Source organism: Pantoea sp. SGAir0180 (assembly GCF_043546245.1).
The window spans coordinates 2,341,842-2,355,974 of the sequence record NZ_CP028071.1 but is presented as its reverse complement, the minus strand read 5'-3'; the positions used below and the strand labels follow the sequence as shown (position 1 = coordinate 2,355,974).

Genomic DNA, 14,133 nt, shown 5'->3' with positions numbered 1-14,133 from the left:
AGAAAAGGCCGGATAAAATCCGGCCTTTTTTTTGTCCGCCTGCGCGCACGCAGGCAGCAGCATCAACGCAACTCAGCGACTACGGAAGACAATGCGGCCTTTGCTCAGGTCGTACGGGGTCAGCTCGACAGTCACTTTGTCGCCCGTCAGGATGCGGATGTAGTTTTTACGCATTTTACCGGAGATATGAGCGGTAACCACGTGTCCGTTCTCAAGTTCTACGCGGAACATGGTGTTAGGTAACGTATCCAGTACGGTACCTTGCATTTCAATATTGTCTTCTTTGGCCATCGAATCCTCTGGGTGTACTACCTTTCAGTTGAATCGGCAAGATAATGCCCAATTCAACAAGTTATGTAAAGAACCGTCGGCAATAAAGCCAACGCATCGCCGTGCTTCGCGTGTCAACGCGAGCATGTCGGTTAAATTCGGGTGTTTATGTGACGTCTGCGGGGGATTAGCGGGCTAAGAATCTGAATCAACCGGTAACACGCGCACGATTGAAACAGTTCCGAGAGTGCGATGAGATTCCCAGCCTGGCAATTCCGGCTTGAAAACCAAGCGCGGACGACATACCAAACCTGGCTATTATATCACTTAACCGACTTTATGTGTGCAAAACATCTACGCAACTTTTAAAAAAGGGTTTGATTACGCCAGCAGCCGCTGTCAACGGCCAGGGATGCCAGGTTTTTTACCTGCTCAAGATAACGATCGCGTGCAATCTCAACCGCTCCCAGCGAAGCGGTATGGGGGTTAAGTATCTGACAATCCACTAACTGGCCCCCGTGCTTAATAAAATGCTGACAGAATACCAGTAAGGCCGTTTTTGACGCATTGGGTTGCAGGCTGAACATCGATTCGCCGCAAAAGATTTGTCCCAACGCCAGACCGTACATGCCACCTGCAAGGGTTTGATCGCGCCAGACTTCAATCGAATGCGCGTGGCCCAGTTCATAGAGCTTCTGCCAGGCGCGTTTCACTTCAAACGTAATCCATGTACCTTCTTCGCGGCCCAGGGCACAGCCGTCAACGACATCGCCAAAGGCCTCATTCATCGTCACCCGATAAGGTGACTGCTGATGAAACCGCTTCATACTGCGACTGAGATGGAACTGCGTCGGGAATAACACCGCTCGCGGATCGGGTGACCACCACAAAATCGGATCGCCGGGCGAGAACCAGGGAAAAATACCCTGCTGATAGGCACTCAGCAGGCGTGCAGGGGAGAGATCGCCGCCCATCGCCAGCAGGCCGTTCGGCTCGCGCAGCGCGGTTTCCGGTGGCGGAAAGCGCAACGACTCTTGTGACAGTTGAACCAGTCTCATCGCGGTAATGTACCCCTCAGCGTTTGCTCAGCACTATAGCGCAAAGCGCTGCTGGAAACGCCAGTAACGTCCACCTTTTGCGACTAATTCAGAATGATTTCCCTGCTCGACGATCTTACCGCTGTCCATAAGGCAAATTCGGTCCATTTGCGCCAGGCCGCGCAGACGATGCGTTACCATAATGACCGTTTTACCCGTGGTGATCTGCTGCAGAAGGGCGAGAATCTGCTGCTCGGTGGTGGCATCAAGTCCTTCAGTCGGCTCGTCCAGAAGCCATAAGTCGCCGTTGTGTAACATCGCCCGGGCGATGGCCAGGCGGCGTAGCTCTCCACCCGACAGCGGACGGCCGCCTTCACCCAGCCAGGCATTAAGCCCTTCTTCATTTTCCAGCAGGCCCTGAAGCCCGGTTTGCACCAGTGCATTTTCAAGCATTGCATCACTGGCGGTGGGGCAGGCCAGCAACAAATTGTCCCGTAGCGTCTGACTAAACACATGGACGCGCTGGGTGACTACGCTGATGCGCTGGCGAAGTTGGGCTTCATCCCAGTCCGCAAGCGGTACGCTGTTCAATACGATTTCGCCCTGTTGCGCCTCCCAGGCGCGGGTGAGCAGCCCAAGCAAGGTGGACTTGCCGCAGCCTGTGGGGCCGAGAAGGGCAATACGTTCACCGGCTTTCATCGTCAGTGAAAACTGATCCAACACCTTTTCAGGTCGTCCCGGATAACGGAAATCCAGCGCGTCAATCCTGAGTTGCAGCGCACCGGCGGGAACCGTGCTTGTGGATGGAAAGAGGATGGCAGGCGACTGATCGATAACGTCATTGACGCGTTGTGCTGCTGTGATTACCTGAGACAGGGGCAAAAAGGCGCTCGCGATCGGCGCCAGTGCTTCAAAAGCTGCCAGGGCACAAAACACCACCAGGGCAATGAGCGGTCCGGGCAGTTGCTGCTGCGCAATGCTTGTTGCGCTCAGCCAGAGCAGGGCAGTAACAGTGAGGCCACTGCATAACAGCAGCAGACTTTGCGCCAGCGCCTGTAAACGCTCCTGCTGACGTTGTGCGTCCTGCCACTGCTGCTCATCTTCGTCCAGCCTGGCCCGCCAGCGGGCAGCGTTACCATACAGTGTCAGTTCTGCCTGTCCCGCCAGCCAGTGCATTAACTGCTCTCGCCAGCGCGATCGCTGCCTGGCAATCGCGATGCCGGTGGGCGCGCCCAGACGGTAGAACAGCGGGGGAAAAAGGCAGAGCAGCGTAAGCAGAATGCCGCCCAGCACCAGCGCCAGGTGCAGATCAATCAGGCTGAGGCCGGCTGTTACCACGACGATAACGATAAACGCGCCCAGCAGCGGCGAGAGGACCCGCAAATAGAGATAATCCAGCGTATCCACATCACCAACAAAACGATTAAGCAGATCGGCCTGACGAAAGAGCGCGAGCTGGCCGGGAGAAAGCGCAATCAGGCGGCTAAACGTGAAGACACGCAGATGCTGTAAAACCCGAAACGTTGCGTCGTGACTTACTAAGCGCTCAAAATACCGGGCGGCGGTACGGGTAATCGCTGCGCCGCGCACGCCAGCGGCGGGAAGCATATAGTTGAAACTATACAGGCCAGCCACACCGGCTACAGAAGAGGCGGCCAGAAACCAGCCCGACAACGTGAGCAAGCCGATACTGGCTAACAGCGTGACAATCGCCAGCACGATCCCTGACGTCAGGCGGAAGGGATGACGCAGCCATAGCCGCAGAAAGGGACGCAGAGCCGTCATCAGAAAATCTCCTGTTGCCGGTGTTGTAATAAATCACTGAACGGACCGGACGCAGTCAGCGTCTGCCAGTCGCCCTGCTGTACGATCTGACCGGCCTGCATTACCCAGATCGCATCCCATGTCTGAAGCAGATCAATTTGGTGGGTGATCATCAGTGTCGTCTGGCGCGTGGCCGCCTGATTTAATGCCTGCATCACATGATGTTCACTTTGACTGTCCAGGCTGGCAGCGGGCTCATCCAGTAACAATAACTGGGCGGGTTTATACAGCGCGCGGGCTACGGCAATGCGCTGTGCCTGACCGACCGATAAGTGATGACTGGCATCCCCCGGTTCGGTATCCAGTCCGGCAGGCAGTCGGGAAAGAAATTCATCGATCCCACATGATGCGGTTAAGGCACTTAGCCGTGCGGGATCGTGCGGCGCATCCATGATGATATTGTCCCGTAACGTTGCGGCGGGTAGCTGGGGATTCTGGCCGACCCAGGCAAGATGCCGATGCCAGTCATGGCGTGCGATACGGTGAAGTTCAATGCCGTTAACTTTCAGCGATCCCTGATAAGGTAAAAAGCCCAGCAGGGCATTTAACAGTGCGGTTTTGCCTGCACCGCTTTTGCCCACCAGCGCGACGCGCGTGCCTGCGCGCAGGGTGAAGGTGAGCGGGCCGCAGAGCTGATGGCCATTGGGCGCGTGCACCGTCAGATTTTCTGCCACCAGCTCTACTGGCGCCGTTGCGCTAAAGGCGTCGCTGGCGGATGTGTTTTCGGCCTCTGGCGTTTCCTGCATAAAGCGTTCAAGCGCATCGGCACCGCCAATTGCCTGCGCTTTAGCATGGTAGAATGTGCCCAAATCGCGCAGAGGCTGAAAAAATTCCGGGGCCAGAATCAGCACCAGGAAGCCGGCAAACAGCGTCACGCCGCGGCCATAATCACCAAAGTGCAGTTCGCCCAAATAGGAAAAGCCAAAATAAACGGCGACAACGGCGATGGACAGTGACGCAAAAAATTCCAGTACTGACGAAGAAAGAAAGGCCAGGCGCAGAACCTCCATCGTCCGTTGACGGAAATCCGTCGTGGCGTCAGCAATCGCCTGTTTTTCGGCGTCTGCCCGATGAAACAGACGCAGGGTTTCCCGACCACGCAAGCGATCCAGAAAGTTGCCACTCAGGCGTGCGAGCGCCACAAAGTTACGGCGATTAGCCTCGGCCGCGCCCATGCCGACCAGGGCCATAAAAAGCGGGATCAACGGCGCGGTCGCGAACAGGATCAGACCTGCCGCCCAGTTTAACGGAAACAGGGTGAGCAATATGCAACAGGGAATGACCGCCGCCAGCGTCATCTGTGGCAAATAACGCGCGTAATAGGCCTGCATATCCTCGGTTTGCTCAAGGAGTAACGTTGCCCAGCTGCCGGCGGGCTTGCCCTGTATCCAGGCCGGACCCAACGCGGCCAGACGATCCAGCACCTGTTTACGCAAAGCCTGACGGATGGCCTGCCCTGCACGGAATCCAGCCTGCTCACGGGCATAATTCAGCGCGGCGCGCAGAACAAAGCACAGGATCAGAAGTGAAAATGAGGACAAAAGGGAGGCTGGAGAATGCCTGTCAATAATCAGCGCCTGCAGTAGCGACGCTAAAAGCCATGCCTGCATGATAATCAGAAGCGCGCCAGCGCAGCCCAGCAACGACGTAACGCGCAACCAGGGGCCAGCATGATGACACTGTTGACGAAGCCAACGAGTAAGATGCTGCTGACGCGATTTATTCATGCGAAACCCAATGTGGCAAAGACAAATGAAATGAGGCTGGTCCTCACACCCGGCGCCTGAATTTAGCATGGTGATAATAAAAAAGGCGACTGAAAAACAGTCGCCTCAAACAATTAAGATCAGGTTATTAACAACTTACTTATCGTTCTTAACCAATCCGTCAAGATAACGCTCTGCATCTAACGCAGCCATACAACCGGTACCGGCAGAGGTAATGGCCTGACGGTAGATATGGTCCATGACGTCACCCGCGGCAAACACGCCAGGGATACTGGTTTGCGTGGCATTACCATGCAGGCCGGACTGTACCTTGATGTAGCCGTTTTCCAGCGCCAGCTGACCATCGAAAATCGCCGTATTCGGGCTGTGTCCGATAGCAACAAACAGGCCGGCAACATCCAGCGTTTCGGTCTCTTCGGTATTCAGCGTTGAACGTAGCGTCAGGCCCGTCACGCCCATCTGATCGCCGACCACTTCTTCCAGCGTTCTGTGTGTATGCAACACGATATTGCCGTTGCTGACTTTTTCCATCAGACGATCAATAAGGATTTTCTCTGCGCGGAAGCTGTCGCGGCGGTGAATTAAATGCACTTCAGAGGCGATATTCGCCAGATAAAGTGCTTCTTCAACCGCGGTGTTTCCGCCACCGATAACGGCGACTTTTTGGTTGCGGTAGAAGAAACCATCACAGGTCGCACAGGCCGAAACGCCTTTGCCTTTAAAAGCGTCTTCCGACGGTAAGCCCAGATAGCGTGCTGATGCACCCGTGGCAATAATCAGCGCATCGGCAGTATATTCGCCACTGTCACCGGTCAGACGGAAGGGACGGTTCTGCAGATCGACCGTATGAATATGATCGAAAATAATTTCCGTGTTAAATTTCTCGGCATGCTCATGCATACGTTCCATCAGCGAGGGACCTGTCAGATCATGCGGGTCGCCCGGCCAGTTTTCCACTTCCGTCGTGGTGGTCAGCTGACCGCCTTTTTCCAGCCCGGTAATCAGTACTGGATTCAAATTGGCGCGTGCAGCATAGACGGCCGCGGTATAACCTGCCGGACCAGAGCCCAAAATGAGCAACTTACTGTGTTTAGCCGTACTCATGCGTTCCTCAGTTTTATTCACCTGACATAACCTGCGATTGTAGGGAATATGCCGTAGCAAAGACAACACTTGCGCACTTTTGTTAGCGATTGCTGCAAACGGCGTAGACGATGAATGGCTTTTTCGCCTGCCTCCTGTGCCAAAAGGGGGCAAAAATTCAGTTTACAGACCACCATCGCACGAAAATACTCATTTAAAAACAGTGACCCAGCGAAGTGTCTGGCATCTTGTCCTGAATTTAGACATTTTACTTTGACAATCGCCTGCGCATTTGCGAAAACAGTGTGAGAAGCGAATAACTTAGTCTGAACAAAACGGGTGTTGCCGCCGCGTTTTGGGCAGAGTACCGAACGAATTTTATCGTCTGATATTGGTCATGACGCATGCGGTGGACAGACAGCATGCGTCATACAAATAGGTACGAATGCGCTCAGACGCCGTTATTTCACTTCAAAAATGCCCCGAACAATGACCGTTTTCAGGGGATGGCAGGTAAAGGGAAGGAATGAAGAGAGACAATAATAATGGTAGATAATAAGAAACGCCCCGGTAAGGATCTCGACAGGATCGACAGAAACATTCTCAATGAATTGCAGAAAGACGGTCGCATCTCAAACGTGGAACTTTCCAAACGTGTAGGATTATCTCCTACACCTTGTCTTGAGCGTGTACGCCGTCTTGAACGTCAGGGGTTCATCCTTGGCTATACTGCGCAACTCAACCCTCACTACCTGGATGCTTCATTACTGGTATTTGTTGAGATTACTCTGAATCGTGGCGCACCTGATGTGTTTGAGCAATTTAACGCCGCTGTGCAAAAACTTGAGGAAACTCAAGAGTGTCACCTGGTTTCTGGTGATTTCGACTACCTGCTTAAAACGCGCGTGCCTGATATGTCCGCTTACCGCAAGCTGCTGGGTGAAACCTTGCTGCGCCTGCCAGGCGTAAACGACACGCGTACTTATGTGGTGATGGAAGAGGTCAAACAGAGCAATCGTCTGGTGATCAAAACGCGCTGATGCGTGGCAGGTGCAAAGCCTGGGAAATTTCGGTACACTCCTGTGAATACATACAGGACCAGCGTCGGGTGAGCCCGACGCTGTTGTTTCTTACTTTACAGGCACCTGGAGAGATCTCTTGAGCCAGGAATACACAGAAGATAAAGACGTTTCGTTACAGTCGCTGAGCAGCGGACGCCGTCTGCTGGAAGCGTTACTTATTTTGGTGGCATTGTTCGCCATCTACCTGATGGTTTCCCTGGTCAGCTTTAATCCTTCCGATCCGAGCTGGTCGCAAACGGCCTGGCATGAACCTATCCATAACATGGGTGGCACAGTCGGCGCATGGCTGGCTGATACGCTGCTTTTCATCTTTGGTGTGATGGCCTATGCCATTCCGCCGGTCATACTGGGGCTGTGCTGGATAGCGTTTCGCCAGCGGGATAACCAGGATTATGTGGACTACTTTGCCATTGGTTTACGCTTAATCGGTGTCCTGGCCCTGGTCGTCACCACCTGTGGGATGGCCGCGCTCAACGCGGACGACATCTGGTATTTTGCTTCCGGAGGCGTCATTGGCAGCCTCGTCAGTAATGCCATTTCACCCTGGTTCAGTCCGGCAGGTGGCACACTGACTTTGCTCTGCATCTGGGCCGCAGGGATCACGCTGTATACGGGCTGGTCATGGTTAACCATTGCGGAAAGAATCGGTGGCGTGGTCATGGGCGTGCTGACATTCGCCAGCAACCGCTCACGTCATGATGAACCCTGGCATGAAGAGGACGAAGCAGACGATTATCACGAGAGCGCACCCGTCCTTCATGCTCAGACGGACGACGACGATGACGTATTGCTAACCGCGCCGCGTAAGGCGCAGCCCGATCTGGATGCGCATGATCCACTGTTAGCCAGGGCCGCCACCGCCACCCGCGCCGCTGTTGCGGCCACAGCCGAAGTATCTGCGACCACGACACCGACGGCAAGCGCTCAGGCTACTGCCACAGCACCTGCGCAGCCTGCTGCCGCAACAATGGCGGCAACGCCTGTCAGTGCGCCATCAGCTTCACCTGAGCCTGAACAGGTTGCAGCGACGCCTGAACCTGTTTCGCCTGTTGCGGCATCGCCTCATCCTGCCCCGGTGACGCACACTGCACCGCGCGAGCCGATGCCACAGGAGAAGCCTCTCACTGAACCGCCGCGCTACCGCTTTGAGTTACCGGACGATGCACCGGCGGCTGCCCCGCACTTTACCGCTTATGAGGATGACGAACCCAAAATGGGTAACTGGCGTGAAGCCACGTCAGCAGCCTCGCTGAACAGCGCTGCTGTCGCCGGTGCTGCGGCAACCGCAGCATCGTCAGCATCCTCACCGCTGTTTGAGCCTGTCCCTGAAACGGTGTCGAATCCACAGGTGAAACAGGGGATTGGTCCGGCGCTGCCGCGGCCTAATCCGGTTAAACTGCCTACCCGACGTGAGCTGGCCTCGTACGGCATTAAACTGCCTTCACAGCGTATGGCGGAAGAAAAAGCCAAACGTGCTGAACTGCCGTCATCACAACCTACGAAAGAAGATGCGTCACTCACTGACTGGTCAGCAGAGGAGCAGGATGCGCTGCAACAGGCAGAGTTGCGTCAGGCGTTCCAGTCAGAGCAGCAGCAACGCTATGGCGAAAGCTGGCAGCAGGACGACGCGCACGAGGACGATGAGCTGGCATTGCAGCAGGCCTCGCTGGCGCGTCAGTTCGCACAGCAACAGCAACAGCGCTATGAAACGGTGCCTGAAGACAATGCACCCGTTTTCAATCTGGATACGTCAGCGGCCTTCGATTTCTCCCCAATGAAGGACCTGGTCGACGATGGCCCTGTCGAGCCGCTGTTCACCATTGCAGCATCGCCGGACGTCAGCGAGGTCGCGCCACAACATGAGCCCTGGCAGCACGTTCAGGCTGCACCAGAACAGCCTGCGGCTCAGCGTGTAGAATCGGCCCAGACCTTTGCGGCCGATCATTTTGCCGCGCCTGCGCAGCAGCCGGAGCCGGTCACGGAGGCGAAGCCATCCGTGCATGACAGCCTGATTCACCCCTTCCTGATGCGTCACGAGCAGCCACTCGAAAAACCTTCTACACCCTTACCGTCACTCGATCTCCTGACCGCGCCGCCGGAAGAGGAAGAACCGGTTGATATGTTCGCCCTTGAGCAGACAGCAAGACTGGTTGAGGCGCGTCTGGGTGACTACCGCGTCAAGGCCGAGGTGGTGGGCATTTCGCCAGGACCTGTGATTACCCGTTTTGAACTGGATCTCGCGCCGGGCGTAAAAGCGGCGCGTATCTCTAACCTGTCACGCGATTTGGCCCGCTCCCTGTCGACTACGGCAGTGCGTGTGGTTGAAGTGATCCCTGGCAAACCCTATGTTGGTCTGGAATTACCCAACCGTCATCGCCAGACCGTTTACCTGCGTGAAGTGCTGGATTGTCCAAAATTCCGTGACAATCCCTCGCCGCTGTCTGTGGTGCTGGGTAAAGATATTGCCGGCCAGCCGGTCGTCGCCGATCTGGCTAAAATGCCACACTTACTGGTAGCGGGTACAACCGGTTCCGGTAAGTCCGTCGGCGTGAATGCGATGATCCTCAGCATGCTGTATAAAGCCACGCCGGAAGACGTGCGCTTTATTATGATTGACCCCAAGATGCTCGAGCTTTCCGTTTACGAAGGCATTCCGCATCTGCTGACCGAAGTCGTGACCGATATGAAAGATGCGGCGAACGCGCTGCGCTGGAGTGTCGGTGAGATGGAGCGTCGCTATAAGCTGATGTCGGCGCTAGGTGTACGTAATCTGGCTGGCTACAACGAAAAAGTGGCGCAGGCGGATGCAATGGGGCGGCCGATTCCCGATCCGTTCTGGAAGCCAGGCGACAGCATGGATATGACGCCGCCAGTGCTGGAAAAACTGCCTTACATCGTGGTGATGGTGGATGAGTTCGCCGATTTGATGATGGCTGTCGGTAAGAAAGTGGAAGAACTGATTGCACGTCTTGCACAGAAAGCGCGTGCGGCGGGAATCCACCTTGTTCTGGCAACCCAGCGTCCGTCAGTTGACGTCATTACCGGCCTCATCAAAGCCAACATTCCTACCCGTATCGCGTTTACTGTCTCAAGTAAAATTGACTCGCGAACCATCCTTGATCAGGGCGGTGCAGAATCGTTACTGGGGATGGGCGATATGCTTTACATGCCGCCCAACTCATCAATGCCGGTGCGTGTTCACGGTGCCTTTGTGCGCGATCAGGAAGTACATGCTGTCGTGCAGGACTGGAAAGCGCGCGGGCGTCCGCAATATATTGAAAGCATTACAGCGGGCGAAGAAAGTGAAGGCGGGGGCGGCATTGACAGCGATGAAGAACTCGATCCGTTGTTCGATCAGGCTGTTGCCTTTGTGGTGGATAAGCGACGCGCCTCGATTTCGGGCGTACAGCGTCAGTTCCGTATCGGTTATAACCGTGCTGCGCGCATCATTGAACAGATGGAAGCACAGGGCATCGTCTCGTCACCGGGCCACAACGGTAACCGTGAAGTGCTCTCTCCACCACCCCATGATATGTAAAGCCTGAACGATAAGCTTTGAAACACAAAACAATGAGCCAGTTTCCACTGGCTCATTGTTTTTTAGCGGTTAACCCCCATAGTTGATTAGTGTTTCGGTTTTTTCTCCTGTATTAAACGCAGGACAGCGACCAGGCTTAGTCACGTGATCAACGGGAAACGATTTAATAAGGATTTAAGCAGATGAAATTACGCGTAATCGCCTTAGGCCTGCTGGCCGCTTTGGGGTCAGCCAACGTTCTCGCCGATGCGTCGAGCGACCTGCAACAGCGCCTTAATAAAGTTAACAGCTTCCACGCCAGCTTTACTCAAAAGGTGACCGATGGCAGCGGTGCCAACGTGCAGGAGGGTGAAGGCGAGCTCTGGGTTAAGCGCCCCAGCCTGTTCAACTGGCATATGACCGCACCCGACGAGAGCATCATTATTTCTGACGGGAAATCGTTATGGTTCTATAACCCGTTTGTTGAACAAGCTACGGTCAGCCTGTTAAAGAATGCGACAAGCAATACACCGTTTATGTTGATTGCCCGTAACCAGGCCAGTGACTGGCAGCAATACAACGTAAAACAGCAGGGTGACAAATTTGAACTAACGCCGAAGAAAAGCGATGGCAACCTCAAGCAGTTCACGATTGACGTGACGCCAGATGGCACCATTAATCAGTTTAGCGCCATCGAGCAGGATGGGCAGCGCAGTAACTACCAGCTAAAGAGCCAGAAAAACGGCCCGATTAGCCCGGATAAATTCACATTCACCCCGCCAAAAGGCGTCACGGTGGATGACCAACGTCAGTGAGGTGGTAGTGGGTAACCTGTCCCTGGATTTTTCCAGTGAAGATTTTAAACCGCTGGCCGCGCGTATGCGGCCAGCAACCCTGAAGCAATACATTGGACAGCAGCACCTGCTGGCTGCGGGTAAACCGTTGCCGCGCGCGATCGAAGCGGGGCACCTGCACTCCATGATTCTCTGGGGACCGCCAGGGACAGGAAAAACAACGCTGGCCGAGATTATCGCTCACTATGGCAATGCGGACGTTGAGCGTATTTCTGCGGTCACCTCTGGTGTCAAAGAGATTCGTGAAGCCATTGAACGCGCAAGGCTGAGCAAGCAGGCGGGCCGCCGCACTATCCTGTTTGTAGATGAAGTCCATCGCTTCAACAAAAGTCAGCAGGATGCGTTTCTTCCCCATATTGAAGACGGCACTATCACGTTTATCGGTGCCACGACAGAAAATCCCAGCTTTGAGCTTAACTCCGCACTGCTGTCACGTGCTCGTGTCTATTTACTTAAATCCCTGACCACAGAAGATATTGAGCAGGTGCTTGACCAGGCGATGCAGGATGCCAGTCGGGGTTATGGCAACAGCGATATCCTGTTACCTGACAATACGCGGCGTATGATTGCGGAACTGGTCAACGGCGATGCACGTCGTGCTCTGAATACGCTGGAAATGATGGCCGATATGGCCGAAACCAACGGCACAGGCAAACGTGAGCTGACGCCCCAGTTGCTGACCGAAGTGGCGGGGGAACGGTCTGCCCGGTTCGATAATAAAGGCGATCGCTTTTATGACCTGATTTCTGCCTTGCATAAATCCGTCCGGGGATCGGCGCCGGATGCCGCCCTGTACTGGTACGCCCGTATTATTACCGCCGGTGGCGATCCGCTGTATGTCGCGCGTCGGCTACTGGCCATTGCGTCTGAAGACGTCGGCAATGCCGATCCACGAGGCATGCAGGTGGCTATTGCGGCCTGGGACTGTTTCACCCGGGTTGGTCCGGCAGAAGGGGAGCGCGCGATTGCGCAGGCCATTGTCTATCTCGCCAGTGCGCCAAAAAGTAACGCCGTCTATAACGCGTTTAAGGCGGCGATGCGTGATGCACGCGACCATCCAGATTTCGATGTTCCCGATCATTTGCGCAATGCCCCCACGAAGCTAATGAAAGAGATGGGGCTGGGCGAAAGCTATCGCTATGCGCATGACGAAGCCAATGCCTATGCTGCGGGTGAAATCTATTTCCCACCCGAAATGGCGCAAACGCGTTACTATCATCCCACTCAACGCGGTCTTGAAGGCAAAATTGGCGAAAAGCTGGCCTGGCTGGCTGAACTCGATCAAAATAGCCCGACAAAACGCTACCGCTGAAACAGACGTTGCGGTAATGTGGTCAATGTTTTCAACGCATTCCAGCGGGAGTGCGTCCCCTTCTTTTAACTCATAAATACACAGGATAAGCATGCTCGATCCCAATCTGCTGCGTAATGAGCCAGACGCAGTCGCAGAAAAACTGGCACGCCGAGGATTTAAACTGGATGTGGAAATGCTGCGTTCGCTCGAAGAGCGTCGCAAAGTCTTGCAGGTTGAAACGGAAAACCTGCAGGCCGAGCGCAACTCCCGCTCCAAATCCATCGGTCAGGCCAAAGCACGTGGGGAAGACATCGAGCCACTGCGTCAGGAAGTGAACAGCTTGGGCGAACGCCTGGATGCGGCTAAAGCAGAACTGGACGAGCTGCAAAATCAGATCCGCGATTTCAGCCTGGCGCTGCCGAATCTTCCTGCGGATGAAGTGCCGCTGGGGAAAGACGACACGGAAAACCTGGAAATCAGTCGCTGGGGTGAACCCCGCCAGTTTGATTTTGAGGTGAAAGATCACGTTGAGCTGGGTGAAGCGGCTAAAGGGCTGGACTTTGCTGCGGCAGTGAAACTCACCGGCTCACGCTTCGTGGTTATGCAAGGCCAGATTGCTCGCCTGCACCGTGCGCTCAGCCAGTTCATGATTGACCTGCACACGGAACAACATGGTTATCTGGAAACTTACGTCCCTTACCTGGTTAACCATGCGACCTTATACGGTACAGGCCAGTTACCTAAGTTTGGTGAAGATCTGTTCCATACACGTCCGCTGGAAGAAGAATCCGAAAGCAGCCATTACGCGCTCATTCCGACCGCTGAAGTGCCGCTGACCAACCTTGTGCGGGATGAAATCGTTGAAGAAGAGAGCCTGCCGCTGAAGCTTACGGCACATACACCCTGCTTCCGCTCTGAAGCAGGCTCCTATGGCCGTGATACGCGTGGGCTCATCCGTATGCACCAGTTCGACAAAGTTGAAATGGTACAAATCGTCGCGCCTGAAACCTCTATGGATGCGCTGGAAGAGCTGGTTGGCCATGCTGAAAAAGTGTTGCAACTGCTGAACCTGCCGTATCGCAAGGTCTTGCTGTGCAGCGGTGATATGGGCTTTGGTGCGACAAAAACCTACGATTTAGAAGTATGGTTACCGGCGCAAAATACCTACCGTGAAATCTCTTCTTGCTCAAACATGGGGGATTTCCAGGCTCGCCGTATGCAGGCGCGCACCCGCAATAAGCAGGATAAAAAACCGCGTCTGGTGCATACCCTGAATGGCTCGGGCCTGGCCGTAGGACGTACGCTGGTTGCCGTGCTGGAAAATTACCAGCAGCAGGACGGCCGCATCGCCGTGCCAGAGGTATTACGTCCTTATATGAACGGCCTGGAATTTATTGGCTAAGCGTTCATCCTGTCTAAAATAACCCAGCTCAGGCTGGGTTTTT

The 14,133-nt window shown here is 54.8% G+C and carries 10 protein-coding genes; 5 read left to right on the top strand and 5 right to left on the bottom strand.

The features are described from left to right. Positions 1-72: 72 nt before the first annotated feature. The 5 genes from infA to trxB form a co-directional block, all read right to left on the bottom strand. Positions 73-291, bottom strand: a complete 219-nt coding sequence (infA, locus tag C1N58_RS10980) for a translation initiation factor IF-1 (protein ID WP_002211347.1) — start codon at positions 289-291, stop codon at positions 73-75. Positions 292-635: 344 nt separating this feature from the next. Then, positions 636-1,328 carry a leucyl/phenylalanyl-tRNA--protein transferase gene (aat, locus tag C1N58_RS10975; protein ID WP_006118606.1) on the bottom strand — a complete coding sequence of 231 codons (693 nt, stop codon included), beginning with the start codon at positions 1,326-1,328 and terminating at the stop codon, positions 636-638. A gap of 33 nt (positions 1,329-1,361) precedes the next feature. Beyond that, positions 1,362-3,092 carry a heme ABC transporter ATP-binding protein/permease CydC gene (gene cydC / locus C1N58_RS10970; RefSeq protein ID WP_394549732.1) on the bottom strand — a complete coding sequence of 577 codons (1,731 nt, stop codon included), beginning with the start codon at positions 3,090-3,092 and terminating at the stop codon, positions 1,362-1,364. Continuing rightward, positions 3,092-4,858 (bottom strand): heme ABC transporter permease/ATP-binding protein CydD, encoded by a 1,767-nt coding sequence (gene cydD, locus C1N58_RS10965; protein WP_033737646.1) that lies wholly within the window; start codon positions 4,856-4,858, stop codon positions 3,092-3,094. Before cydD ends, cydC begins: the two co-directional genes overlap by 1 nt. 135 nt (positions 4,859-4,993) lie before the next feature. Beyond that, positions 4,994-5,962, bottom strand: a complete 969-nt coding sequence (gene trxB, locus C1N58_RS10960; protein ID WP_033737645.1) for a thioredoxin-disulfide reductase — start codon at positions 5,960-5,962, stop codon at positions 4,994-4,996. Positions 5,963-6,486: 524 nt separating this feature from the next. Here trxB and lrp point away from each other — a divergent pair. The 5 genes from lrp to serS all read left to right on the top strand — a co-directional run bounded on the left by lrp (position 6,487) and on the right by serS (position 14,090). Further along, on the top strand, positions 6,487-6,981 hold the full coding sequence (gene lrp, locus C1N58_RS10955) for a leucine-responsive transcriptional regulator Lrp (protein ID WP_006118610.1): 495 nt from the start codon (positions 6,487-6,489) through the stop codon (positions 6,979-6,981). 118 nt (positions 6,982-7,099) lie between these two features. Continuing rightward, positions 7,100-10,561: a DNA translocase FtsK 4TM domain-containing protein gene (locus tag C1N58_RS10950; RefSeq protein ID WP_282498624.1), complete on the top strand. Its 3,462-nt coding sequence runs from the start codon at positions 7,100-7,102 to the stop codon at positions 10,559-10,561. Between the two features lie 182 nt (positions 10,562-10,743). After that, positions 10,744-11,355, top strand: a complete 612-nt coding sequence (gene lolA / locus C1N58_RS10945) for an outer membrane lipoprotein chaperone LolA (RefSeq protein ID WP_039341330.1) — start codon at positions 10,744-10,746, stop codon at positions 11,353-11,355. A 7-nt stretch (positions 11,356-11,362) separates the two neighbouring features. Then, positions 11,363-12,706 (top strand): replication-associated recombination protein A, encoded by a 1,344-nt coding sequence (locus tag C1N58_RS10940; RefSeq protein WP_394564883.1) that lies wholly within the window; start codon positions 11,363-11,365, stop codon positions 12,704-12,706. A gap of 91 nt (positions 12,707-12,797) precedes the next feature. After that, positions 12,798-14,090 (top strand): serine--tRNA ligase, encoded by a 1,293-nt coding sequence (gene serS, locus C1N58_RS10935; RefSeq protein WP_039341327.1) that lies wholly within the window; start codon positions 12,798-12,800, stop codon positions 14,088-14,090. Positions 14,091-14,133 lie beyond the last annotated feature (43 nt).